Source organism: Methylobacterium fujisawaense (assembly GCF_039619325.1).
GTDB classification, from domain to species: Bacteria; Pseudomonadota; Alphaproteobacteria; order Rhizobiales; family Beijerinckiaceae; genus Methylobacterium; species Methylobacterium fujisawaense.
The window spans coordinates 1,833,776-1,859,737 of the sequence record NZ_CP155000.1 but is presented as its reverse complement, the minus strand read 5'-3'; the positions used below and the strand labels follow the sequence as shown (position 1 = coordinate 1,859,737).

Sequence of the window (25,962 nt, the reverse complement as noted above, 5' to 3'; positions counted from 1 at the left end):
ATCCGTTGCCCAAGCCCATCAGTGACATGGACCGTTCCACAACGCGCGACGGCGAGGTCGCCCGCCTCCGCGCCCTCGACCGCTACCAGCTGCTGGATACCCCGCGCGAGCAGGACTTCGACGAGATCGCGGAGGCCGCCGCGGACCTGTGCGAGACCCCCATCGCCGTGGTCAACCTCGTCGGGGACGGGCGGCAGTTCTTCAAGGCCGAGGTCGGCCTCGGCGTCCGCGAGACCCCCCTGGAGACCTCGTTCTGCCGACAGGCCCTCCTGCAGGATGATTTCCTGTACGTCCCCGACGCCGCCAGCGACATGCGCTTCGCGGGCAATCCCCTGGTCCACGGCGATCCGGGACTGCGCTTCTACGCCGGCGCCCTGCTGAGGACGGCGGAGGGGCATCCGGTCGGCACGGTGTGCGTGCTCGACACCAAGCCGCACGCGCTCACCGACCGCCAGCGCAAGGGCCTGCTGCGCCTGGCCCGCCAAGCCATGGGGCAGATGGAACTGCGCCGGTCGCTCCGGGAGCAGGCCGAGCAGCGCCTGCTGCACGAGCGCATCCTCGACAGCGCCACCGACTACGCCATCGTCGCGATGGACGCCGCGGGGCTGGTCACGCGCTGGAACGCGGGCGCCGAGCGCATCCTGGGCTGGAGCGAGGCGGAGATGCTCGGGCAGCCCGCCGACGCCTTCTTCACGCCCGAGGACAACGAACGCCGCAGGGCCGGGACCGAGATGCGCCTCGCCCGCGAATGCGGCGCCGCCGACGACGAGCGCTGGCACCTGCGCAAGGACGGCACCCGGTTCTGGGCGTCGGGCGAGATGATGCCGCTCCGGGCCGAGGGCGGCGAGACCATCGGCTTCGTCAAGATCCTGCGCGACCGCACTGCGGAGCGAGAGGCCGGCGCCGCCCTGGAAGCCAGCGAGATGCGCTACCGCTCGCTCGTCGAGGTCAGCCCCCAGGTCGTCTGGTTCGGGGATGCGGGCGGCACGGTCACCTACTGCAACGCCTACTGGTACGAGTACACGGGCCAGCCGCAGGACGAGGCCGGCCAGGTGGATTGGGCCGGGGCCATCCACCCGGACCACCTGGAAGCCGTGCGCGCGGCATGGCTTGCCGCGGTCGCCTCCGGCCAGCCCTACGAGATCGAGTTCCCCCTGCGGCGGTCCGACGGACGGTATCGTTGGTTCCTGTCGCGGGCCCGCCCGGTGATGAACGCGGCCGGCGCGGTCGCGAGCTGGATCGGCACGTCGCTCGACATCCACGACCGTCGCCAGGCCGAGGACGGGCTGCTGAAGACGCAGGAGCAACTGCGGCTGGCGGTTGACGCGACCGCCACCGGCATCTTCGACTACGACCTCGTCGCGGACGACCTCGTCTGGGACGCCCGCACCAAGTCCTTCTTCGGCCTGGGGCCGGACGCGCACGTCGACCTGGAGGTCTACCTCGCCCGCGTTCACCCGGCCGACCGGGATGGCGCCACGGAGGCGGTGAACGCCGCCCTCGATCCGTCGGGAAGCGGAACGTACGACATCGCCTACCGGACCGTGACCCCGGAGGACGGGACCGAGCGCTGGGTGTCGGCCAAGGGCCAGACGCTGTTCGAGAACGGGCGCGCGATCCGCCTCATCGGCACCGCGCGCGACATCACCGCCGACAGGCGTGCCGAGGAAGCGGTGCGAGAGGCCGAGGAACGCTACCGGCTGGCCGCCCGGGCCACCAACGACGCGATCTGGGACTGGAACCTGGCCACGGGGCACGTCCTGTGGAACGAGGCACTCCACACCGCCTACGGGCACGAACTCGACACCGTCGAGCCGACCGGCGACTGGTGGATCGGCCACATCCATCCCGACGACCGCGCCCGCGTCGAGCGCTCGATCCACGCGGTCATCGACGGCGGCGGGACGGCCTGGACGGACGAGTACCGGTTCCGCCGCGCCGACGGCACCTTCGCGGACATCCTCGACCGCGGCAACGTCATCCGGGACGCCGGGCGCAAGGCGGTGCGGATGATCGGCGCCATGTTCGACATCAGCGAGCGCAAGCGGGCCGAGGAGCACCAGCGCCTGCTCACGGGCGAACTGCAGCATCGGGTGAAGAACACCCTGGCGATGGTCCAGGCGATCGCCGCCCAGACGTTCCGCAACGTCGGAGGCGCCGAGGAAGCCCGCGAGGCCTTCTCCGCGCGCCTGGTCTCGCTCGGTCGTGCGCACGACATCCTGACCCAAGCGAGCTGGACGGAGGCCCCCATCGCCGAGGTGGTTGAGGGCGCCCTGTCCGTCCATCGCGGGGGGACGGCGTCCCGCATCCGAGCCAGTGGCCCAAACGTCCCCCTGTCCGCCAAGGCGGCCCTCGCGCTGGCGCTGTCGCTGCACGAACTCGCGACCAACGCCGCCAAGTACGGCGCCCTGTCCGTGGAGACAGGCGGCGTCGAACTGCGCTGGCACGTGGTGCACGAAGGCGAGGCCCCACGGTTCTCGCTGACCTGGACCGAACAGGGCGGCCCGCCCATCCTGGCCCAGCCGACCCGGCGCGGCTTCGGCTCGCGCCTGATCGAGCGCAGCTTCGCGGCGGAGGTCGGCGGCGAGGTCAGGCTGACCTACGCACCGACTGGCCTGACCTGCCAGCTTGAGGCACCGCTGGCCGCGATGCAGGAAGCCGGTGGAAACGAGGAGGCCGCGTGACGAGCCAGGATTCTCGGGTAGGGCGCCGGACCAGGACGTTCGCGGCCTTGGCGACGTCCTTCAGTTCAGTCGCTCCGGCACCCTGATCCTGGCGGCGAGCGCCTGGCCGATCTTGAACAGGGCGCTGCGGAGGTCCGGCAGCGCCTCCTTGCCGCCGTCGGACTCGATGAGCGAATGCGCCAGGAGCAGGTGATCCGCGACCTGGTCCAGCCGAGAAGTCGGCATCGTGTTCGGGTGCGGCGCCGGCGGCACGAAACGCTCGATGTTGCCGTAGGCCCTGATCGTGTCCATCGCACCCTCGGCGAGTTCGGTCACCGTGCCGAGGTGGCCGATGAAGGCATCCCCCTGCAGCCCGAACGAGGGAACGCCGCCGGCCCCGACCCAACGAAGGGTGCGGTCCGGCCTGAGCAGCCGATACCTGACGCTGAACTCTTCCCCGCGACCGACCGCGGCCGCCATCGTTTCCGCGACGATGGACCTGTCGTCGGGGTGGACACGGTCCAGCCATCCATGGCCGAGGGCGTCTGCTGCCTTCTGACCGGTTAGCGTCGTCCACTCCGGGCTGGCGTAGACGCAGGCACCCTCCGCGTCCGTGACGAAGATCATCGATGAGCCTCCGCTTGGGCGAGCGACCCGAAACAGTATCCATCCGACGTGGCGACACAAGCGGAGGCCCCGTAGGGCATCCACCGGTGATCGTCGCCCGATTCCCGCCGGGGCTTCGGCAGCATCCCCGACGGATGGTTCCGGGCGGGATACGCTCGGGCCCGGGAGAGCCGGCGTTTCCTACCGTGGGCCGAGGACCTGGTACAGGATGCGGCCCAACTGCACCGCGGAGTACGGCTTCTGCAGCAGCTCGAAGCCGTGCGTGCCCTCCTGCGCCAGCACATGGCTGTAGCCGGACGCCAGCACCACCGGCAGCCGCGGCAACCGGCGCTGCAGCGTCTTGGCCAGCTCCACGCCGCCCATGCCCGGCATCACCACGTCCGAGAACACCATGTCGAAGCCGTCGCCGTCGGCGCCGAGCCGGTCCAGTGCCTCCTCGGCGTTGGCCGCCCATGTCGGTCGGTAGCCCAGATCCTCCAGGATCTGTGTCGCGAACTGGCCGACCCCGATGTTGTCCTCGACCACCAGGATGCGCTGTCCCGTACCCAGGGGCACGAGGTCGCCGTCATGCACGAGGTCGCGAGCCTGTCCTTCCTCGCGCTCGACCTCGGGTAGGTAGAGGGTGAAGGTGGTGCCTTCCCCGACCACGCTGGCCACGTCGACGTCGCCGCCCGACTGCTTGGCGAAGCCGAACACCTGGGACAGGCCGAGGCCCGTGCCCTTCCCGACCTCCTTGGTGGTGAAGAACGGCTCGAAGATCCGCCCGATCCGGTCCGGGGGGATGCCCGAGCCGGTATCGGTCAGGGAGACCGACGCGAAGGCCTCCCGCGAGCCGGCATGGCCGCGGATGGCGGGAAGGGCCGCCCCACGTCCCAGGCGCAGGGTGAGCGTTCCCTCCCCGTCCATGGCGTCGCGGGCGTTGACCGCCATGTTGACCAGCGCGGTCTCGAACTGGCTCAGGTCCGCCCGGACGAAGCACGGCGCCTGGGGCACCTCCGTCACCACGTGGACGCGCGCGCCGGTGACGGTGTCGAGCATCTCGGCGATGCCGCACACCTTCTGGCCGACGTCGAACACCTCGGGCTTGAGGGCTTGGCGGCGGGCGAAGGCCAGGAGCTGGCCGGTAAGCTTGGCGGCCCGCTCCACGGTCTCGGAGACCGCGTTGAGGTAGCGGTCCTTGCGCGCCTCGGGCAGGTCGGGCCGGCGCAGGAAGTCCACCGACGAGCGGATGATGGTCAGCAAGTTGTTGAAATCATGCGCGACGCCGCCGGTCAGCTGACCGACGGCTTCCAGTTTCTGGGATTGGCGTAAGGCTTCCTGCGCGTGTTCCAGCTCGGCCTGACGTTCCCGCGCCACGGTGATGTCCCGCCCGGTCGCGTAGGTCAGGCTCCCGGCCGGGGCGGCGGTCCAGGAGATCCAGCGCGTCGACCCGTCCCTGTGACGGTAACGGTTGACGATGCGGGGCATCCCTCCCTCGGCCGCCTCCGTATAGGCTTCGACCGTCCCGGCATGGTCATCGGGCAGGACGAACTCGTTGACGTGGTGCCCGACCAGTTCATGCGGCTCGTAGCCGAGCACATGGGTCCAGGCCGGGTTGACCCTCTGGAACACGCCCTCGAAATCGATGATCAGCATCAGGTCCGGGGCGGTGTCCCACATCAGGTCCCGCTCGGTCGTCCGCTCCTCCACCCGCTGCTCAAGGGTCGCGTTCAGGCAGCGCACCTCGTCGAGCGCCCGTCTCAGGTTTTCCTGGCTCTCCTTGAGAGCCGCGTCCGCCAGGACACGCTGGGTGGTCTCGTTGGTGAAGATGAACAGGCCCGCCACCGCGCCATCGGCGTCGAGCACGCGCGAGTAGGAGAACGAGAACCACGTCTCCGCCGCCCCCCGGTCGGTGTCGAGCTTCCATGGCAGGTCCTCGAAGCGACGGCTGCGGCCGGCGAAGGCGTCCTCGATGATCGGCCTGGCCTGGTCCCAGGCGTCCGCCCAGACCCGGTCGAATCGCTCGCCCGTGGCCCAGGCCAGCCGTGGGCCGAGCAGCCTGGAATAGGTGTCGTTGAAGAAGAAATGCAGGTCCGGCCCCCAGGCCAGGATCATGCTCTCGGGCGAGTTCAGGACCAGCGCGAGCGCGGTCTTGAACGCGGGCGGCCATGTCCCCGGCGGACCGAGGGGATAGCCCGACCAGTCGCGCTCGCGGATCAGGCGCGCCGCCTCGCCGCCCCCGGCCAGGAACGCCATCGCGTCGCTCACCGCCTCACGCCCCGAAGAAATCGTTTCGGGCCTCGGAGGCGAAGCCCCGGCCTGGGCTCCATGTGTCGGTGACGAGAGGGTGGGCGGGCATGCGGACGTTCGGACTCGGGTTCGTGGGGTTTGCGACGCGGTTTCCCGCGGCAAGGCTTCAACGCCCGACAAGGCGGCTCGGTCCGCCAGGCGCTCCGACCGCACGCTCGTCGCCGAAGGCGGTGGGCACGGGGTGAAGACCCACCGAGGGGGCGACCCGGGTCATGGTTTGGATGCGATGGCAGATGAGCGGATCTACTGCCGGATCGTGCCCGATTCAATCGTCCGTGAACGATGTGTGGGGAACGACCGAACCGTCCGGCGTTTGACGGGGTGACGAACCGCCGGGGCCCGCATGCCCGACTTGTTGGATCCGCCTCGGGGTCCGGTCCCGGATCAACTGGATGTCGGGACAAGGCAGCCGGCGTCGGCCCGCCTCGATGCCCTGCCGAATGCGGTTCAGGCCACACCCGAAGGATGAGCATGACCTACCTGCGCTACGCCCCAGACATCGAGCGGCCCGCGCCGGACGAGCAGGAGACCATCGACGGCATCATCAAGGGCATGACGCAGCAGTCGGAGACGGTCGGGAAGCGGGAGCATCACGCGGTCCGCGCCAGCCACGCCAAGAGCTCGGCCTGCGTCACGGGCGAGCTGATGGTCGCCGCCGGCCTGCCGCCGGAACTGGCGCAAGGGTTGTTCGCGGCGCCAGGTACCCACCCGGTCGCGGTGCGGTTCGCGCAGGGCCCGGGCGAGAACCTGGGCGACCGGGTGTCGACCCATCGCGGCATGTCCATCAAGGTCTTCGACGTTGCGGGGGAGAAGCTGCCCGGCCATTCCGTCGACACCCAGGACTTCGTTCTCGCCACCGGCACGACCTTCCCGTCCGGCACGGCGGCCGGCTTCCTGCGGGACGGCACGGTCATCGGCAAGTCGACCGGCCTGCCGGAGGGGGTGAAGAGCGCGGTGTCGTCGACCATGCGCAACCTGAACAAGGCGCTCCACGCCTTCGGCACCGAGAGCGCGTTCGCCGACTTCTTCGGGCACCCCTACAGTCATCCGCTGGCCGACAGCTACTTCAGCCAGGCGCCGGTCCGCTTCGGCGATTACGTGGCCAAGCTCGGGGCCGTGCCGACCGGCGAGGCGCAGCGCGCGCGGTCCGAGTGGCGGCTGGACCCGAACCAGGACGAGGACGGCTTCCGGCACGCCACGGTCGCTTTCCTCAGGGACAACGAGGTGGTGTTCGAGCTGAAGGCGCAGCTCTGGGCCGATGCCGAGCGGCAGCCCATCGAGGACGCCTCGGTCGATTGGCCGGTCTCGGTCAGCCCGTACCGGACGGTGGCGACGCTGCGCCTGCCGCGCCAGGACGCCTATTCGCCCGAGCGGGTGCGCTACTTCGACGAGGTGATGACCTTCCGCCCTGCGCACAGCCTCGCGGCGCACCGGCCGCTCGGTTCGGTGATGCGTGCGCGCCTCCAGGTCTACCGGGCGCTGAGCGACTTCCGCCATCGCGAGAACGGCGTGGCGGCCGAGGACACCGCCGGCATCGACCGCATCCCGGCGTGAGGAACGGCGCAAGCCGCGCCATTTATGAACCCTGACACCCAGAAGGATGATGACTTGAGCTTGCAGGGCAAGAAGATCGCGATCCTGATCGCACCGCGCGGCACCGAGGAGCCGGAGTTCGCCAAACCGCATGAGGCGGTGAGGCAGGCCGGGGCGACCGTCACAGTCATTGGTCTGGAGGCCGGCGAGGCCGAGACCGTGAACAACGACCCTCGATCCGGCCGGCCGCTACAAGGTGGACAGGACAATCGAGGAAGCCTCGGCTACGGACTTCGACGGGCTCGTCATCCCCGGCGGCTGCGTCGACGCCGACAAGCTCCGGGCGAGCAAGGACGTTGTGGCGTTCGTCCGGGACTTCTTCGAGCAGGGCAAGCCGGTCGGGGTCATCTGCCACGGGCCATGGACCCTCATCGAGGCGGACGTCGTGAAGGGACGGACGCTGACCTCCTATCCAACGGTCCGGCGGGACATCGAGAACGCCGGCGGCACCTGGGTCGACGAGGAGGTCGTCTGCGACCAGGGGCTGGTCACCAGCCGCACCCCCAAGGACCTGCCGGCCTTCTGCGCCAAGATCGTCGAGGAGTTCGCGGAGGGCCGGCATCCCGACCAGGCCCGGAGCGCCTGAGGACGCGGGTAGCCAGCGATCGGTTCTTGAGCGCCCGGGGCGGTCCATGGGCCGCCCCGGGTCAGACCTTGACGACGTCCCGTCGCCGGGACGCCATCGCGGATGCCTCCGTCAGCCCCCGATGGCGCCGATCTGCTTGAGGATGCCGAGCTCGTCGGACGAGCCCCACCGCTCGACCATCTTGCCGTCGACGAAGCGGCCGATCTGCATGCCGCGGACCTTGATGGCCTTCCCGGTCGGCTTGTGGCCGTTGAAGTCGCCCTGGTGCGTGCCGGTGAGCGTGTAGGCGAAGGTGACGCTGTCCCCATCGGCGACGAGCTTCTTCACCTCGACCTGCATGTCGGGAAAGGCCGAGCGGAGCTGCGTGAAGAAAGCCTGGTATCCCTCGGGACCCATGTGCTGGCCCGGCGCCGGGTCGTGGTCTTGGCAGTCCGGGGCGACGACCTCGGGGAAGGCGTCGAACCGGCCGCTGTTGACGAGTTCGCCGAACTTCTCGGTCGCCTGGATGCTGCTCTCGCGGGACATGGTGCTCCTGGGGTTCGGATCGGGAGGATCGGGATGTGTGACTCGAAGGTTGGAAAACCTACGCCAAGCCCGGTCGTTGCACACCGCCCCCGCTCGGCCGCATCGGCGCACGTTGCCGGGGCAGCGCGCCGACCGGCGCCGCGTCCAGCGCTCCCAACTCGGGCGCCTGCAAAAACTCCAAGAGTTCGAGGTTTTGAGCACCCAGCCTCTATCGGGTCACTGGCGCTCGATGCCGGCAGGGGCACGGATTGACCACGTGCTTCCACACGGCCGCGCGGCAGACTTTTCGCCGATGCCACAGCGGAAAACCTAACTTATTTAGACTCTTATATTGTAACACAACGTCAGAATGTCGTGGCCGCAGGCTTGAGCGATTTCTGCTTTGGAGACGCACACGAGGGACATTCAGTGACTGGAATGGGCGCGAAGCAGCCAGAGGAGCCGTCCAGCACACGTCCGCTATCGGGATACGAAGGACCACGCGTAAACGACTGCGTTGGGTCGAGAGGAGGCCGTCCGCTTTTCCGGCGGGCCTTCTCCGAAGCGGCCATTCCGCTTTCGGCCAGACTACGCCATGCCAAGTCGCCGGTGAGCGCAAAACCGGTCGTTCGGCTTGGCGCCCATCTCGGCCATTCGGTGGCGTTCGGCGGCTTTTCCGAATCGGACGTCGCTTTGAGCCTGATCACAGATCGTCCAGGAGGCAGTCGCGATGGCCGAGCGCAAGGCGACCTTATTGGCGTTGCCCGCGCAAGGACACGGTAGGGCCGCGATCAAAGGCATGGCGCAGGCGATGCGGTATCGCACGGTCCTTGACGTCATGCTGGGCAGTGACCTTGCCCCGTGTTTGCACCCATTTATGACCAGAGTCCGTTCTGTCTCTTGTCCTAACGGTACGGGGTATCAAACGCGTTTGGGGTGAGCCCGCCGAGGCGCGGGCTCCGCCGACATCGCAAACGGCACAATCATGGAGGCGGACAGGACAGGGCGGCTCATGGCGGACCCATCCGACGCGATAGCGCGGATCGGCGACGTCGTCGGGTTCATTTCGAACAACGCCGGCCTGACCAGTATCTTGGCGGCCAATGCGACTATCTAGGCTGTCCGGACCGGAGAGGCCGGGAAGGGCTGTTTGGTCGCGCCGAGGTGAAGGCGCTGGCCGCCCAGACGCCGCGCGCCACGGAAGAGGTCTCCAGCCACATTTAATGCATCCGGGCTTCCACCGGTGCGGCCGTCGCGCGATCGGCAGGATGCCGAGGGGCGAACCCTTCGCGATCCTGCGGTTGAAGAGGTAGCTCGCGGAGAGGTAGCTCGCGAAGGGTGTACAGCGATGACTTCCCGGGCCCGCCGCCGCACTTCGGCCTCGTCGCCTATCTCAGGATAGGGTCAGGAGATCCCGACCATCCCATTTATCCGCCATGCCGATTCTCCACCGCAGGCAGTCGCGCGGCACGACCATAGGTGGTGCGCAATCTTCGCAATCTAGCAAGTCCCGCCGACCGACGCTGACGATTGGCATTGCCTAAATTTCGGCGGGCCCGGTTTTTGGACGGCTACATGCGACACAGGGTCCGGAAGACCATGCCCTGTCGACGAAGGCACCACCGTCGACGCGCGCCGGGTATTCACGGACCCAATCCGCCGTCCAACGGCCGCCTAGGTCCTCGACCGTAGATCGAAGCGCCGCGTAGATACGTGCGCTGGAAATCGCGATTTTCCCGAGAAGGCCGTCTAGCGCCAGTTGCGCGACGAGCGACGACACGAAACCGAGCTCGATGGGACCGTAGGGCTGGTAATGGGCCCCGCACGCGGGCTCTTCGAGGGTTGTACCAGCGTCGTTCGGCCAATTCACGACTTGGAATTCAGGTACACCTGTCCTCCCGAGCCCGCACCGAAGACAGCCTCCCCCGCGGACGATGGCGACCGCATGCCCGGCGGCGGCGTGCGACTCAGTCCAACCGTAGACGACCGGCATTGGCCTGCCCCGCCGGCAGTGCCAATCGTTGAGTAGGGTCTCCCCGCGCCAATCGCCCATGCAGGAGACGATTAGGTCGTTCTCGTCGAGGCAGCCTTCGTGGGCGGCGAGCATCGTCTGCGCGGAAACGGGGAACGCCTCGAACCGACCGTGTGGATAGTCGACGCGCAGCTTCGCGGCGAGGGCTTCCGCCTTGTTCGACCGCACGGAAGCGGCTCCTAGGGGGTGACGGCCGACGTTAGCCCAGCTTAATTCGTCATGATCGACGAGATTTAGCCGTCCGACCCCTGCCTGGGCCAGCGCGACTGCGACAGGAGCTCCAACCGAGCCGCACCCTAGGACCGTGACCGTCGCGGCCATCAAACGCTCCGTGCGCGGATCGTGACCGCGACCATGGATCCAAGCGGCATCCGCACGCTTCGGCTCATCGCGCACGACCTTGGTGGTTCCAAGGTAGCGCCGGGCCAACACGCCATCCGGGATGTTTGCCGATCGGAAGCCATCAGAAAGCGGCGCAGTTGAACGTCCCCGACTTCTGCGGGAATCCCGCGGCGCTGGGATCGCGACGCTGACGATCCCGGGCCCGAAGCGTCCCTCGGCCGCGAACGCCACGACGAGGTTATCCTGACGCTCGGACACGAGGTCGGCGAGAAGCCCGGGCACGTCGCCGCCGCACCTATCGGCCAACCCGAGGACGTCCCGTGCCGTCCGCGGGTACTCGGCCGGCAGCATCGGGCTGTCGAGCCACATCAGCAGCCCCCGTTCGAAACGGGACCGGCGGAGTGGGTCGGGGCCATACCGATTGCGCAGCCATTCGGTGACCTGTGCCTCCGTCTCGCCCAATAGGCGGATGTTCGGGGCCTGCCACGCACGGATCTCGCGGGAGGGCCGCTTGAGGCTCAGAATGCTGGTCAGACGGCTGTCGGCGGCATTCCGGTCGTACCGCCAGTAGGTAAGGAACTCGTCCCGAAAATCGCGCTCGATCATGGGGCCTTCGAGGAGATCCTCGACTAGGGAGCAGCTCTTGCCGAGCAACCGTTCCACGACCCCGACTGGGTCGTCAGGATCGATCTCGCTCATGTTGGCGAGCAGGCACAGGCTGCCGTCTCGCTCGATGTGCGGCCACGTCAGGAACGGCGGCCGCTCCACGAGGCCGAATTGCGGCCGGGAGGAGGGGAACCCAGCAGGTATGAGGACGTCGATCCGTCTCGGTTCCCTCTCGCCGAAGTCGACCGGAAGGCGCCAGCCAGATTTGATCCGGAACCGATGATGGTATGACGCGAGTGCCCGGGGATCCAAAGGCGTTGGCTCGGTGCCGAGGATGTCCGCCAAGCGCCCGCGGACCTGGTCGACGGCCGCGCGCCAGCGGGGCGATGCCGGCTCAGGCATGGCGACCGCTCCCACGCTCCCGCACCGCGCCCCCCGCGGTAGCGCCGCCCGAGATCAGCAGGCCGGAGGAGACGGCGGCCGGCTTGGTCGGCGAGGCGGGACGCCCCGGCGAAATTAGGCGCTCGGCCCCGGCGTGATCGAGGTCCTCGACCGGGCCGCCGCCAAAACGGGTCCTGACTGCGACGGAGGCGTTGGCGACCGCGACGGGCCCTAAGGCGGTCTGCCGGCCGGTCAGGTCGGACTGAAGTGCTTCCGAGGCCGAGACCGCCTTGCTCGACGCGCAGCGGACGCTCCGCTCGCCGCGGATGCCGATTCGGCTGAGTGGCGTCTCGCCGTACTCGACTCCTATAGCGATGCCCATCGCGCCGAGGCCGGGCAGCATGCCCCGGCAGAGATCGAACGACGAGCGAAGCCCTCCGGTCAGCATCACCGCAGCGTCGACTGTGGCCGCTGGTTCCGTTGCCGTCCGGGTGCCGATGGCGATGAGGGCGTGCAGGCAATCTCCGATGAAGCGGACCTTCCTTGCTGCAAAATCGTCCCGGGCGCAGGCGGCGAGCTCGCCCCGGATGACGTGTAGGTTCGCAGTCATCTCGGCGATCCGACCGGTGAGGATGCAGGTGTCGACGTATGCGGTGAACCCCGAGAGGTCCGCGAACACGGAGCCCAAGGCCATCCTGATCGAACGGCTCGGCATCAACTCGGCAAAATCGATGGTCCGGAGTGGCGGCTCGTGACGGTGGAAGCGGAAAACAGCCTCGGGTGAGGTGAGGGCGTCGAGATCAAGGTCCGATCTGAGGGCGCCGACCGCGGCCTGGACCCGCGCCCGGGTCAGCGAAGGGTCGTAGCCAGCTTGGGCCTGGCCGTAGGCGTCATTCGCGTACCCGTACTGGCGGTCCTCCGCGAGCGCGATCGAGCGCTCGTAAGCCCAGCCTAATGTGGGCTCGCTTAGGACCTTGCGGGCCCGGTCGCTGAGATAGATGCCGGGCCGGTCCCCCTCCGCGAGCTTGGCGGCGTGATTGGCCGGGCTCCCGAGGAACAACGGGTCCAGGTCGGCGCCTCGACCGCTGCTCACGGCCACCGCGCGGCCGGTGTCGATGCCAATCCTGACCTGCGTGCGGAGGCGGGAGCCGCCGAAGTCGCGGCCGGCGGCTTCGATGGTCTCCTTCAGCGTCACCGCGAACGCGACGGCCCGCAGCACCCGCTGGCGTTCGTCCCCGGTCGGGGTGACCACGACGGCGTGCAGCCTGGGACCGTGGAAGTCGACGCGCTGGGCCTCGAACTCTTCGACCACGCGGTCGGTCGCCGAATAGTGCAGGTGCAGGAACTGGAGGACGCGCTTGTGGCTGGCCTCGGTCTCGCGTCCCTGTTCCTGAATCTGGTCGTGGTAGTCGAGGAGTTGCGCGTAGACGTGCACGCCGTCCACTAGGACCGCCCTATTTCGCGGAACCGCGAAGATCGGTGCCTCGTCCAGCCCCAGGCGCTTGCCCCGGGTCCGAGCCTCGTTGATGCGCTGCGTGAGGTAGGCCAGGTCGAAAGTCCGCACGTCGATGGACGCCTGCGGCACCGTCGTCATGAAATGCGCGATGCGGTTCCGGCTTCGGATGGGGTCCCATGCCATTTTGGCACTCCGCGTCAGATGGAGGAAAGGAAGGCGACGAACGGTCGGCCGTGCTTGTCGGCGAACCTCACGGCGGTGGGCTGGAAGGATGAGCGGACATCCTCAGGAAGGCCGGCGTAGACCCGGTCGCTAACTCGGACGCGCCCGGTCGGCTGTCCGGTTTCAGGCCGCCACTGCTCGTAGCGCGCGGCCTCGTTGACGGGTTGGCCGACGAGGGTGAAGGCGATGCGGTCGCCGCCCCCGAAGTCGCCCACCGAGACCTCGCCCGCATGCAGGCCGATGCGGATGCCGATGGGGAGCCCCGACGCATCCGCGACTTCGCTGACGCGTCGGGCAGCCTCCAGGGCGGCGCGGGTCGCTTGCGCAAGGCCCTTGTTCAGCCTGTCATCGTCATTGCAGAGCCAGAACGCCATCACGGCGTCCCCCATATGCTTGTCGACCTGCCCCTTCGCCCGGAGGATCTCCTCGACCTGTGGATCCGTCAGGCTCCGCAGGAATTCGCCGACCTCTGCAGGATCCTTTCCCTCGGAATGCGCCGAGAAGCCCGATAGATCGCTGAACCAAATTACGGCCTTCGTCTTCACCGGGCGGATGCGTTCTGCGCCGTTGAACAAGATGGCGGACGTCGCCTGGACACCCTCGGCACATACAAGCCGCCCAATGATCCGGTCCCCCTCGGCGAGGTCTCGAGCTTGGGTCGCGCGCATCTCGCTCGCTTCGTCGAGCTTGGCGACGAGCACACGCGCGACCGTCTCGTACCAGAGCGCCCGGATACCGGGTTCCAAACCATCGAGTGTCGCCCGGTCGACCCTCCAGACTCTGGTCCGGCAGGCTGCGACCACTTTGTTGCCCCGCAGCGGCGCCTCTCCAGGCCTGCCACGCAGAAAAGCCATTTCCCCGACTATCTCGCCAGGCCCCCGCCAGACGACGGAGTCCCCGGCCAGAACCTTAAGCTGGCCGTCCTCGACGATCCAAATGCAATCCGCCTCCTCGTTGGCCGAGCACAGCGTTTGGTCGGCGTGTAGGGTCTCAAGCCGATGGACGGCCTCGAAGCTTGCGATCAGGGCGCTTGGATCAGAACAACACCGATGCAGGAAAGCCCGGATTCCGGTCGTTTTCGTTACCATCAATCCACCGCCGATAATTGTCGTTTGATCCTGTTTTGTTCGCCTAAGCATTTCCAGTGACAGGCTCAGAGCCCATCACTGGATTTTACGCATGGTTTACGACCTTTTAAACCGAATTGCTATAATTTTGCTTGATTCACAATCTGCCCATCGAGGCAAGCTGATCTTAGATACTAAAGCTGCGACGAGAACATCATGCTTCCGCCAGTGGGCTATCTCCCCGCCGTCCTGAGCATATTATGGCTCTCGTCACTCCCCGGTACCGGTTCTGCAAATTATGCCTTCCAAGAGAGGTCTTTCATGAAGCAAAACGAACTATCTTTTGCCTGACTCCACACAAAGGATCCTTATGTTTTGAAGTATCGACGTTGTGTTCACGCAAATCTCGCACTTTAGGCAGGAGCCATTCCGGACTAGCCATGCACGCGCAGACCTGAGCAAACTTTCGGTACTTCGAGAACTCCAAAACCCGCGAAAAACACCGAACTCAAAGGCGACCCACACCAAAGGGCGTCGGTTTTACGAGCACCCCGTCGTGGACCCGCAGGTGTCGCACTTCAGGCAGGTGCCGTTGCGGACCAGCGTGAAGTTCGCGCATTCCGGGCAGGCCTCGCCGACATAGCCTTTCATCTTCGCCTCGGCGCGGCGGTCCGCGACGGTCCGCTCCACCTTCGTGAAGGGCAGGGAGTCCGCGATGGTCTCGGCCTGACCGGGTGCCACCGGCTCCGCCTTCAGTGCGGTGCTGCCGCGGATCGCGTGGACCGTTCCGCCGGCCGGGGCCGACTGACCGGCGCTCGCCGCGCCGACACCGACCGTCCCGCCCGCCGGGCCGCCCTGGATCAGGGTCAGCCGGTCGGCCGAGCCGCGCAGCAGGCCGCGCGAGACCACCGAGGAGGCCGGTGCGGGCTTCGGGCCCTCGCGGGTCGTGTCGCCGCTCTCGCCGCCGCCGATCACCGTGCCGCCGATCTCGGCGGGGCTGACATGGGCGAGGTCGGCGCGGCCGAGATACGAGACCGCCAACTCACGGAACACGTAGTCGAGGAGCGACGTCGCGTTCTTGATCGCGTCGTTGCCCTGCACGAAGCCCGCCGGCTCGAACCGCGTGAAGGTGAAGGCCTCCACGTATTCCTCCAGCGGCACGCCGTACTGGAGGCCGAGCGAGATCGCGATGGCGAAGTTGTTCATCAAGCTCCGGAAGGTCGCGCCCTCCTTGTGCATGTCGATGAAGATCTCGCCCAACCGCCCGTCGTCGTACTCGCCGGTGCGCAGGTAGACCTTGTGGCCGCCCACGACTGCCTTCTGGGTGTACCCCTTGCGCCGGGCCGGCAGCTTCTCGCGGGAGCGGATGCGCTCCACCCGCTCGATCACCCGCTCGACGATCTTCTCCGCCACCGCGGCGGCCTTGGCGGCGGCCGGGGCCTGGATCAGCGCCTCGATGCCCTCATCCGCCTCGTCCTCCTCATCCGAGATGAGGGCCGAGTTGAGCGGCTGCGACAGCTTCGAGCCGTCGCGGTAGAGGGCGTTCGCCTTGAGGGCGAGACGCCAGGACAGCAGGTAGGCCGCCTTGCAATCCTCCACCGTGGCGTCGTTCGGCATGTTGATGGTCTTGGAGATCGCCCCCGAGATGAAGGGCTGGGCCGCCGCCATCATGCGGATGTGGCTCTCCACCGAGAGGTAGCGCTTGCCGATCCGCCCGCACGGGTTGGCGCAGTCGAAGACCGCGTAGTGCTCGAGCTTGAGGAAGGGCGCGCCCTCCAGCGTCATCGCCCCGCAGATATGGGTGTTGGCGGCGTCGATCTCCTTCTTGGAGAAGCCGAGGAACGGCAGCAGCTCGAAGGTCGGGTCCGCGAGCTTCTCGGCCGGGACCTTCAGGGTCTGGATCAGGAAGTCGTCGCCGAGCGTCCAGCGATTGAACACGAACTTGATGTCGAAGGCCGACTTCAGCCCCTTCTCCACCGCGGCGATCTTCTCGTCCGAAAAGCCCTTGGCGCGGAGGGTCGTCGGGTTGATCCCCGGCGCCTGGCCCATGGAGCCGTGGCCGACCGCGTAGGCCTCGATCTCGGCGATCTCGGATTCGCGGTAGCCCAGCGCCCGCAGGGCGTCCGGCGCGGCCTGGTTGATGATCTTGAAGTAGCCGCCACCGGCGAGCTTCTTGAACTTCACCAGGGCGAAGTCGGGCTCGATGCCCGTGGTGTCGCAATCCATCACGAGGCCGATCGTGCCGGTGGGCGCGATCACGGTGGCCTGCGCGTTCCGGTAGCCGTGCTCCTCGCCGAGCTTCAGCGCCCGGTCCCAGGCGGCGCGGGCATGGTCGCCCAGGTCGGCCTGCGGGATGTTGGCATGGTCGAGGGCGACCGGCGCGACATTCAGGAACTCGTAGCCTGCGGTCTCGCCATGCGCGGCCCTGCGATGGTTGCGGATCACCCGCAGCATCGCGTCGGCGTTCTCGTCATAGGCCTGGAAGGTGCCGAGTTCGGCAGCCATCTCGGCGGAGGTGGCGTAGGCGACACCGGTCATGATCGCGGTGAGCGCGCCGGCCAGTGCCCGGCCCGCATCGGAATCGTAAGGCAGGCCCATGGTCATCAGCAGGCCGCCGATATTCGCGTAGCCGAGACCCAGCGTCCGGTACCGGAAGGAGAGTTCAGCGATCTCCTTGGACGGGAACTGCGCCATCATCACGGAGATCTCGAGCACCACCGTCCAGAGGCGGTTGAGGTGCTCGAACGCCTCCACGTCGAAGCGCTTGGTCTCCCGGTCGTACATCGTCAGCAGGTTCGCCGAGGCGAGATTGCAGGCGGTGTCGTCGAGGAACATGTACTCGGAGCACGGGTTCGAGGCCCGGATCCGCCCACCCGCCGGGCAGGTGTGCCAGTCGTTCATCGTGGTGTTGAAGTGCAGGCCCGGATCCGCCGACGCCCAGGCGGCCTCGCCGATCCGCTCCCACAGCTCACGCGCCTTCAGGGTCTTGGTGACCTTGCCGGTGGTGCGGGCCGTGAGGTTCCAGTCCGCGTCCGCCTCGACGGCGCGCAGGAAGCCGTCGGTCAGGGAGACCGAGTTGTTGGAGTTCTGACCGGCCACCGTCAGGTAGGCCTCGGAATCCCAGTCGGTGTCGTAGACGGGGAAGTCGATCTTGGTGAAGCCCTGACGGGCGAACTGCACCACGCGCTTGATGTAGGCGTCCGGCACGGACGCCCGCCGAGCAGCCTTGATCTCGCGCTTGAGGGCCGGGTTGCGCTCGGCGTCGAAGCAGGCGTCGCCTTCCGCCTCGCACTGGGTGCAGGCCTTCATCACCAGGGTCAGGTGCTTGGAGACGACCTTCGAGCCGGTCACCAGAGCGGCGACCTTCTGCTCCTCCTTCACCTTCCAGTCGATGAAGGCCTCGATATCCGGGTGGTCGATATCGACGATCACCATCTTGGCGGCGCGCCGGGTGGTGCCGCCCGACTTGATCGCGCCGGCCGCCCGGTCGCCGATCTTGAGGAAGCTCATCAGGCCCGACGACTTGCCGCCGCCGCCGAGCTTCTCGTTCTCGGCGCGCAGCTGCGAGAAGTTCGAGCCGGTGCCCGAACCGTACTTGAACAGACGCGCCTCACGCACCCACAGGTCCATGATGCCGCCCTCGTTGACGAGGTCATCCTGAACCGACTGGATGAAGCAGGCATGCGGCTGCGGGTGCTCGTAGGCCGTGGCCGACTTGGTCAGCACGCCGGTCTGCGGGTCGCAGTAATAGTGTCCCTGGCTCGGGCCATCAATGCCGTAGGCCCAATGCAGGCCGGTGTTGAACCATTGCGGCGAGTTCGGCGCCACCATCTGGCGGGCGAGCATGAAGCGCAGCTCGTCCATGAAGGCGGACGCGTCCGCCTCCGACGAAAAATAGCCGCCTTTCCAGCCCCAGTAGGTCCAGCAGCCGGCGAGCCGGTCGAAGACCTGCGTGGCGGAGGATTCCGAAACGAAGCGCTCGTCCTCCGGCAGATCCGCCAGCGCCGCCTCGTCGGGCACCGAGCGCCAGAGGAACGAGGGAACCGCGTTCTCCTCGACCTTGCGGAGGCGGGCCGGCACACCCGCCTTGCGGAAATACTTCTGCGCGAGGACGTCGCTCGCCACCTGGCTCCAGCTCTCCGGCACGTCGATGCCGTCGAGGCGGAACACAACCGACCCGTCCGGATTGCGGATCTCGCTCAGGGCCTTGCGGAAGGGGATCCCGGCGTAGGGCGATTGTCCGGCCGTTGTGTAGCGACGCTCGAACCGCATGAAACACACCTCTTCCGACGGGACACGACGGCCCCGGCCCCGCGCGACGCGGGGTCTATGCCCGATATTGGGATTCGCGGCCGAACACGCCCGGCGAAGGGTCGTCACCCGGTGTCGCGAACGAAATCTAGGAACGGTCGCCCCTGCTCAACGCGCCACTCCAAGGTCGCGACCGATGCCGGGAGAATACCGCCGCCTTCACTCTCACGTCAACAAGTGGTGTTCGGCGGCCTTGTTCCCCGCTAGATGTTGTGCCGGCTCGCAAAAGCCTGTGGATATCGTCCCGGGTTCGGATAAGTGTCCTTCCCGCTTTCCGGAATCGGATCGGGAAAATTTTAGATTCACAATCGTCGAGAGAGCGGTGGGCGCCCGGCCGAAACGGGGAGCGGAAAGCCCGCCTTGAGCGTTGCCGCGCAGCGACACTTCCGTCACGCGGCTGGACTCGCGGGCGCGCGGTCACCATAACGGCGAAGCGCCCCTGCGGCGCGGCACGATCTCGGGACCGGCGATGGCGCTGAAGGACACTTTGCTGCGCGTCTTCACATGGTGGAACGGCCAGACCGTCTCCCTGGCGCTCCAGACCGCCCGCACCGGCATTTTCGTCGGCGAGGACGAGTTCGGTAACAAGTACTACAAGGCGGAAGGCGCGCTGATCGACCGCTCGGTCGGTTCGGAGCGCCGCTGGGTCGTCTACAACGGCTATGCCGACGCCTCGAAGGTCCCCCCCGGCTGGCGTGGCTGGCTCTGCCACAATGTCGATCTCGCCCCGAGCGAGGAGAACTACGAGCCGAAGGCTTGGCAGAAGCCGCATATCGAGAACCAGACCGGCACGGCCAACGCGTACCGGCCGGCGGGTTCGCAGCTCTCCTGGGGCCAGCGGCCGGCGGCTACCGGCGACTACGTCTCCTGGTCGCCGGGCGAGTAGATCCCCGGTCTCCCGCGGACCCGGCGCCCTTTTGCCGCCACCGTTCCGGTGTTCATGACGGGCCAATCCCGATCGTCCGCCGCGCAATTGTTGGCGCGGCCGGCCACCCTCGTCTAGGGGTCCGAGCCTTGAGCCGCATCACCGCCTTCGCACGCCGCGCGCTCGCCCCGAGCCTGGCGCTCGCCATCTGCGCCAGCCCTGCCGCCGCCGACAAGATCAAGAACCCGACCGCGGTCTTCTCCGGCCTCGACAAGATCACCGGCCGGATCGTCAATTTCGAGGTGGCGGTCGACGAGACCGTGCAGTTCGGCGCGTTGCAGCTCACCCCGCGGGTCTGCTACACGCGTCCGCCCACCGAGAGCGCCAAGACCACGGCCTTCCTCGAGGTTGACGAGGTGACCCTCGACAACAAGTACCGCCGCATCTTCACCGGCTGGATGTTCGCGTCGAGCCCCGGCCTGCACGCCATCGAGCATCCGATCTACGACGTGTGGCTGGTCGACTGCAAAGGCGGCAGCGATGTGATCGCCGAAGCCAAGGAGCAGGAAGACGTCCCGGCCGTCGCAGCCAAGCCCGAGAAGGCGAAGCGCCCGGGCAAGGACCCCACGAAGACCGCGCAGCAGCTCAATGCGGCCGGGCAGGTGGACGTGGAGGCGCCGCGCGGCGTGCCCGTCCAGCCGCGCCAGAAGCCCTCGCGCAAGTTCTTCCCGTCGAACGAGGGTCCGGCACCGGCTCCGCCGCCGCCGCATCAGCCGCAGAACCTGTTCGACGCTCTATTCCGCTGACCGCGTCCGCGATCCGGTCCCAGCACCCGCCTCGATGAACTCGTCCGGCGTCGTCAGGGGCCGGTTCGAAGCGCGACGCCGCTTCAGGCGACGTTGACGCGCCGCCCGCGATTCCACGCCAGGAACGGAACACCGGAGAGAAGTCCGGCGAGCGCCGCACCCGTCTGGTGGCAGCCGTTCACCGAGACCCGGGGCAGGGCCTGAAGGTGCGCGGCATGCTCGGCGAACAGGTGACCGGGCCGCGTGGTCACCGCCGTCGCAAAGCCCATCTCCCGCGCCAGGGCGAATTCCCGCGGTCCGGCGGAGGTCGGGTCTCCCACCGGATAGGACAGGTGCCGGACCGTCCGTCCGAGTTCCGCCTCGATCCGTGCGCGTCCCTCGGCGATCTCTTGGGCGGCGAAGGTGGCGTCGTGCTTGGCCAGCATCGGGTGGCTCACCGTATGCCCGCCGATGGTGACGGCCGGGTCGGCCGCGAGGTCGCGCAGCTCCGCCCAGGACAGGCACAGTTCGGAGGCAATCCGTCCGGGCGGGAAGCCGGCCTGTCGGCAGAGCTCGGCGATCCGGTCGAGAAGGTCGGCCTCGCGGCCGCGGCGCAGGTCCCGGTAAACGACTTCGAAGGCCAGAGCCTTCTCCTGCGGGCTGCGGGCCGGCAAGTCCACGCTGCGGGACCCGATGTCGATCCGCACGCGATCGAGGCGCGCGATCGCGTGCTCCAGCTCGATCCACCAGAGCCGGCCGGCCTGATCGGCGAAGCCGCTGGTGATGAACAACGTCCATGGCGCGCCGTGGCGGGCCAGCACGGGACGCGCATGCACGACGTTGTCCCGGTAGCCGTCATCGAATGTCAGGACCGCGAAGGGCGGCCCGTAATCGGGTTCGGCCAGGCGCTCCGGCAGGTGATCCAGGCCGATGATCTCGAAGCCCCGGGCATCGAGTTCCCGCAGGGTCAGGTCGAGGAATTCCGGCGTGATGCCCAGCAGGCGATTCGGCGCGAAGGCGGGACTCGGCGCGGGGCTGACGTGGTGGAATGTGAGGATCACACCGAGGCCGCGGGCGGCGGGGCCGAGCCACCGATCCGCCCCGAGCGCCTGTATCGCGCGAAAGCCGGACGCGAAGACCCGATGCTTGGCGCGCGACGACAGCATGATTCTGAACCGATCGGGCCGCAGCGCCCGTACCACGGAGCCTTGGCGCGACGCGGTAAACAAATCCGAAAGCCGCCGCACCGAGGGGCGACCGGAAGAAAGGTGCTGTTAGCCACGCATCCCTTTTGCCGCGCCGTGCCGCGCCGCGGGCCCAGGATCCCGCGTTGAGGTGACGGGCCATTCAGGCCCTGGAACCCAGTATTCGGGTGGCACGGGATCGTCGGTGGTCCCTGGGAGATCGGGTCATGGCGACCGGCGTCCAGATGGCGGGAACGGACATGGTCGAATCGCGCCTGGCCCACGGGCTCATCGCGGAGATCATCCCGGATCTGAATGCCGCCGAGGCACTCTGGCGCCGGCTCGAAACCGACCCGGCCGCCCTCGGGACGCCCTATCAGCGGTTCGATTGGGTGAGCGCCTATCTGCATGCGACCGGGCAGGTCGAGCATGCCCGCATCGTGATCGTGCGGAACGCAGATGGGCGTCCACGCCTTCTCATGCCGTTGACGCTGCAGCGGGAACACGGCCTCCGCATCGCGCGCACCGTCGGTGACACGCACGCCAACTATCATATGCCGCTCTTCGCCACCCGCGATGCGGCAGCCCTCCCGCCCAGCAGCATCGTCACGGCCCTGATCCAGGCGGGCCGGGCCAACGGCATCGACGCCTACACCCTCAAGCATCAGCCTCGGATGTGGGACGGGGCGGCGAATCCGTTCGCCGCGACCGGCGAGCCCGAGGCCAGCGATGCCTACGGTCTCATGCTCGGGCCGGATCCGGAGGCGACTGTGCGCCGGGTCTTCAGCGCCGACGCCCGCAAGAAGCTGCGCTCGAAGGAGAAGCGCCTCATCGAGGCTCACGGCGCCATCGCATATCGCCGCGCCGGGACGCCCGAGGAGGCGCAGCGTCTGCTGGCCGCCTTCTACGCCCAGAAATCGGCGCGCTTCGCCGTCATGGGCATCTCCGACCCCTATGCCGATCCCGCGATCCGCGCCTTCCTCGCGGCGGCGTCGACCGGCGCGGAGCCGGCGATGGAGGTGCATGCCCTCTGCCTCGTGGAGAGCGGACGGGTCCTGGCAACGTTCGGCGGTGCCGTGAGCGACCGGCGCTTCAGTGGCATGATGACGGCATTCGACGCCGACCCGGAGATCGCCCGGTACAGCCCCGGAGACCTGTTGCTGCAACATCTGGTGCGCGATCAGACGGACCGGGGCCGGCAGGGCTTCGACCTCGGCGTCGGCGAGGCGCGCTACAAGGCCAGCATCTGCGACGAGACGATCAGCCTCGTCGAGACGGTCATACCGGTGACCTTGCGCGGCCGGACCTACGGGGCCGTGCGCGGAAGCCTGACGCGCACGAAGCGGCGCATCAAGCGAGACCCGCGTCTCTACGCCGTTCTCAAGCGGCTCCGGGCTTTGCGCCGCCGGCCCTGACCGTCGCGTCCTGGGCCGGACGCGCGCCCGGCGGCACCCGCCTCAAGCGGCGCTGAGGCGCAGCTCGGCCGCCGGATCCTCGAAACCCGCATTCGCCGGACGGTCCTGAGCGACCAGGATCTGCCCCGCACCCGCATCCTCGGCCAGGGCGTAGAGATCGGCCAGCGCCGGATCATCCGCATCGGCATTCGACGCGATCACCACGCAGTCCATGAAGCCCGCGACGAGCTCCAGCAGGTCGACGGCGCCGGGCGCGGCGGCGAGCCGGAAGAGCACGCACTCGTAGGCCTCCGCCATGGCTTCGAAGGTCAACACCAGAGCGTCCGGCGCGTCGAACAGGACCGTCGAATCGTGGAGCCCGGCCGCGATCCGATGATGACCGCCGGCGCGACCGGCCTGAATCACATCGAGGAAGGCAGCCTCGCCGGCGATGAGGTCGGAGAAGCCCAAGCCCCGGGGCCCGCTGTTCGACGCGTTCAGATCCACGGCGACGAGGCTCCCCTCGCGGCCGAGGGCACGGGTCAGGGCTTCGGAGAGCGTCGCCGGACCGCGCCGGTCCTCGGTCTCGACGATCAGGATCCGGCGGCCGGACTGGGCCCCCGGGTCGCGGGGCGCTGCGGCGATGCGCGCGACGAGGGGCGCAAGGTCGAAGGTCTCGCCGGTGCCGGCTGACGCTTTCGCCACGGGTGCCGTCGTCGCGGAGGCGGCTGCGGCCTCCGACGGCTGGGACCAGCGCTCGGACGGCATCGGCTCCGGAAACGCGAAGGTCGGCCGGTCCATCACCGGCTCGCGGCGGCGGCGATCGTCCGTCGGATCGCCGTCGCGCTGTCCGGCAGCGCGGCCGGATTCGGCGAGCAGCGCGCTGGCGATGACGCCGCCCGCCGAGAGCATCAGGGTCAGCAGCGTCGCGAAAGCGACGATCGGCAACTTCTTCGGGAAGGACGGCACCTCGGGCGTCACCGCGCGGGACACGATCCGGGCATCGGCCGGCGTCGCCGCCTCGCCGTCGCGCGCCGCCGCCTCGCGGTAGCGGCCGAGATAGGATTCGAGCTGCTCACGCTGCGCCTTGGCCTCGCGCTCCAGCGCCCGGAGCTGGATCTCGCTGGCGTTCCCCTGGGCGACGACGTCCTGCTGGCCGTCCACGGCGTTCCGGAGGCTCTCGACCCGTGCGCCGGCGATCTTGGCGTCGTTGTCCATCGTCCGCACGATGCGCTCGGCGGAGGCCTTGATCTGCGCGTCGAGATCCTCGAGCTGGGCGTTGAGTTCCTTGATCCGCGGATGGGCCGGCAGCAGCGTGCGCGATTCGAGGGCGAGCTGGGCGCGCACCGAGATCCGGTTCTCGACGATCCGCCGGATCACCTCGTTGTTGGCGACATCCGGGATCTCGAAGGCGCGCCCGTCCTTGATCAGGTCCTTGATGGCCTTCACCTTGCCGTCGAGATCGGCCTTCAGGCTCCGCGCCGCCGAGAGCTGGCTCGACAATTCGCCGAGCTGCTGCGCGTTGAGTGGCCGGCCGGTGGCGCCGGCGCTGCCCACGAGGCCGTTCTTGACGCGGAACGCCTCGACCTTCGCCTCGGCTTCGGCGACGCGCTTGCGGAGCCCGTCGATGTTCCCGCCGAGCCACGTGGAGGCATAGCGGGCAGTGTCGACCTTATCGGCCTCCAGCGAGCCGATGTAGAGCTTCGCGATGGTGTTGGCGGCTTCGGCCGCGAGCTTCGGATCCTTCGCGCGGAACTCGATCGTGAGGATGCGCGACTTTCCGGCGGGGAAGACCAGCAGGTGATCGAAATAGGCATCGAGCACGCGGTCCTCGGCCGGGCGGTCCAGAGGATTGGCGCCGATGCCGAGCATCATCAGCACGCGCTGCACCGGGCCGATGCTGCCGGCGCCGGGATCGAATTCGGCTTTGCCCACGAGCTTGAGACGACGGATTGCTTCGCGGGCGAGATCCCGGGACATGACCACCTGCACCTGGCTCGCCACAGCCTGCTCGTCGATGGGCGCGAGCTGGTCGGCGCGTTCCTGCGCGGTGCGGGCGAAGGCCGGGTCGCGGCTCTCCAGGAGAACCTTCGCCTCGCCGGTGTAGCGGGGGCTGACCACGTTGACGAAGACGCTCGCCCCCAGGGCGACCACCAGGGTCGGTCCGACGATCCATCCGATCGAGCGCCTCAAAATCCGCGGCAGCTGCGCGAGACCGAGGCCCTCCTCGGCGCGCGGCTGCGGGCTGGGCAGGGCGTTGGTCGAGCGTTGACGTATAGAGGACATGCGGACGCTCTGGACGCGGCGAGAAACCGGGCCGGCATTACTGCCCGCCCGCCGCCATTAGTGGATGTTAAGGTTGCTCAAGAGTTAAGGCGCACGCGGACCGGCGGCGCCGGCCGGCCCGTCCGGCGGTGCTCAAGTTTCATTAACCTTAACGGCCTAGATCATCCGGCAACTGCATCCTTGACGGCGATGGTGATGAACCGGCGCGCTCTGCTCCTCGCACTCGGCTCGACTCTGGCACTCGGCGGCTGCCTGCGGCCGAGCTTCCGCACCGACGAACTCGACGCGACCGGCACCGGGTCGATCGCTGCCCGCTACACGCTGGCGGCGGGCGACAAGCTCCGGGTGATCGTCTTCGGCCAGGACAACCTGTCGAACATTTACGCGGTGGATGGTGCCGGTCGCATCGCCATGCCGCTGATCGGCACCGTACAGGTCGGCGGCCAGACGACCGCCCAGGCGGCCAAGGCGGTCGAGGCCAAGCTGGCGGCCGGGTTCGTCCGCGAGCCGCACGTCACCGTGGAGGTGGACGCCTACCGGCCCTTCTACATTCTCGGGGAGGTGACCACCTCGGGCCAGTATCCGTTCGTCAACGGCATGACCGTCGAGACGGCGGTGGCCATCGCCGCCGGCTTCGGCCCCCGGGCGGCGCGGGACTATGCCGTTCTGACCCGCGACACCAACGGCACGCTGGTCTCGGGAATCGTGCCGATGACCTACGCGGTCCGTCCGGGCGACACGATCGTCATCAAGGAGCGCTTCTTCTGAG

Annotated in this window: 15 protein-coding genes and 1 pseudogene; 7 read left to right on the top strand and 9 right to left on the bottom strand. The window is 68.1% G+C overall.

Features of this window, described 5'->3' with window-relative positions:
- Positions 1-26 precede the first annotated feature (26 nt).
- Positions 27-2,684: a PAS domain-containing protein gene (locus tag ABC766_RS08950; RefSeq protein ID WP_345821879.1), complete on the top strand. Its 2,658-nt coding sequence runs from the start codon at positions 27-29 to the stop codon at positions 2,682-2,684.
- 60 nt (positions 2,685-2,744) lie between these two features.
- On the opposite strand, the gene ABC766_RS08945 is transcribed toward ABC766_RS08950, so the two are convergent.
- Positions 2,745-3,290, bottom strand: a complete 546-nt coding sequence (locus ABC766_RS08945; RefSeq protein WP_345821877.1) for a PAS domain-containing protein — start codon at positions 3,288-3,290, stop codon at positions 2,745-2,747.
- A 180-nt stretch (positions 3,291-3,470) separates the two neighbouring features.
- The gene (locus tag ABC766_RS08940; RefSeq protein ID WP_345821876.1) at positions 3,471-5,537 is read right to left on the bottom strand and encodes a hybrid sensor histidine kinase/response regulator; all 2,067 of its coding nucleotides are present in this window, start codon (positions 5,535-5,537) and stop codon (positions 3,471-3,473) included.
- Positions 5,538-6,050: 513 nt separating this feature from the next.
- Between ABC766_RS08940 and ABC766_RS08935 the strand changes: the two genes are divergently transcribed.
- Complete coding sequence (locus ABC766_RS08935; protein WP_345821874.1) at positions 6,051-7,133, top strand: catalase family protein; 1,083 nt, start codon at positions 6,051-6,053, stop codon at positions 7,131-7,133.
- A 54-nt stretch (positions 7,134-7,187) separates the two neighbouring features.
- A pseudogene (locus ABC766_RS08930) lies at positions 7,188-7,758 on the top strand (type 1 glutamine amidotransferase domain-containing protein).
- A 111-nt stretch (positions 7,759-7,869) separates the two neighbouring features.
- Here the strand turns inward: ABC766_RS08930 and ABC766_RS08925 are convergent.
- The 5 genes from ABC766_RS08925 to ABC766_RS08905 all read right to left on the bottom strand — a co-directional run bounded on the left by ABC766_RS08925 (position 7,870) and on the right by ABC766_RS08905 (position 18,640).
- Positions 7,870-8,283 carry an ester cyclase gene (locus ABC766_RS08925; protein WP_345821873.1) on the bottom strand — a complete coding sequence of 138 codons (414 nt, stop codon included), beginning with the start codon at positions 8,281-8,283 and terminating at the stop codon, positions 7,870-7,872.
- Positions 8,284-9,802: 1,519 nt separating this feature from the next.
- Positions 9,803-11,644, bottom strand: coding sequence for a ThiF family adenylyltransferase (locus tag ABC766_RS08920; protein ID WP_345821871.1), 1,842 nt, complete (start codon positions 11,642-11,644; stop codon positions 9,803-9,805).
- Positions 11,637-13,262: an adenylate/guanylate cyclase domain-containing protein gene (locus ABC766_RS08915; protein WP_345821870.1), complete on the bottom strand. Its 1,626-nt coding sequence runs from the start codon at positions 13,260-13,262 to the stop codon at positions 11,637-11,639. The genes ABC766_RS08920 and ABC766_RS08915 overlap by 8 nt, the downstream gene beginning before the upstream one ends.
- A 14-nt stretch (positions 13,263-13,276) precedes the next feature.
- Positions 13,277-14,389 (bottom strand): adenylate/guanylate cyclase domain-containing protein, encoded by a 1,113-nt coding sequence (locus ABC766_RS08910; protein WP_345821868.1) that lies wholly within the window; start codon positions 14,387-14,389, stop codon positions 13,277-13,279.
- A 519-nt stretch (positions 14,390-14,908) separates the two neighbouring features.
- On the bottom strand, positions 14,909-18,640 hold the full coding sequence (locus tag ABC766_RS08905; protein ID WP_345821867.1) for a vitamin B12-dependent ribonucleotide reductase: 3,732 nt from the start codon (positions 18,638-18,640) through the stop codon (positions 14,909-14,911).
- A gap of 508 nt (positions 18,641-19,148) precedes the next feature.
- Here ABC766_RS08905 and ABC766_RS08900 point away from each other — a divergent pair.
- Both ABC766_RS08900 and ABC766_RS08895 read left to right on the top strand, forming a co-directional pair.
- Positions 19,149-19,565 (top strand): NADH:ubiquinone oxidoreductase subunit NDUFA12, encoded by a 417-nt coding sequence (locus tag ABC766_RS08900; protein WP_078947231.1) that lies wholly within the window; start codon positions 19,149-19,151, stop codon positions 19,563-19,565.
- Positions 19,566-19,693: 128 nt separating this feature from the next.
- Complete coding sequence (locus ABC766_RS08895) at positions 19,694-20,350, top strand: DUF2155 domain-containing protein (RefSeq protein WP_043380931.1); 657 nt, start codon at positions 19,694-19,696, stop codon at positions 20,348-20,350.
- Between the two features lie 83 nt (positions 20,351-20,433).
- Here ABC766_RS08895 and ABC766_RS08890 read toward each other — a convergent pair whose 3' ends face one another.
- Positions 20,434-21,495, bottom strand: coding sequence for a polysaccharide deacetylase family protein (locus tag ABC766_RS08890; protein WP_345821866.1), 1,062 nt, complete (start codon positions 21,493-21,495; stop codon positions 20,434-20,436).
- A gap of 245 nt (positions 21,496-21,740) precedes the next feature.
- Here ABC766_RS08890 and ABC766_RS08885 point away from each other — a divergent pair, with 245 nt between their 5' ends.
- Complete coding sequence (locus ABC766_RS08885; protein WP_345821865.1) at positions 21,741-22,928, top strand: GNAT family N-acetyltransferase; 1,188 nt, start codon at positions 21,741-21,743, stop codon at positions 22,926-22,928.
- 42 nt (positions 22,929-22,970) lie between these two features.
- Here the strand turns inward: ABC766_RS08885 and ABC766_RS08880 are convergent, their stop codons facing one another.
- On the bottom strand, positions 22,971-25,193 hold the full coding sequence (locus ABC766_RS08880) for a GumC family protein (RefSeq protein WP_345821863.1): 2,223 nt from the start codon (positions 25,191-25,193) through the stop codon (positions 22,971-22,973).
- Positions 25,194-25,382: 189 nt separating this feature from the next.
- On the opposite strand from ABC766_RS08880, the gene ABC766_RS08875 reads away from it, so the two are divergent.
- Positions 25,383-25,961, top strand: coding sequence for a polysaccharide biosynthesis/export family protein (locus tag ABC766_RS08875; RefSeq protein ID WP_043345320.1), 579 nt, complete (start codon positions 25,383-25,385; stop codon positions 25,959-25,961).
- The last annotated feature ends 1 nt before the right edge of the window (position 25,962 follow it).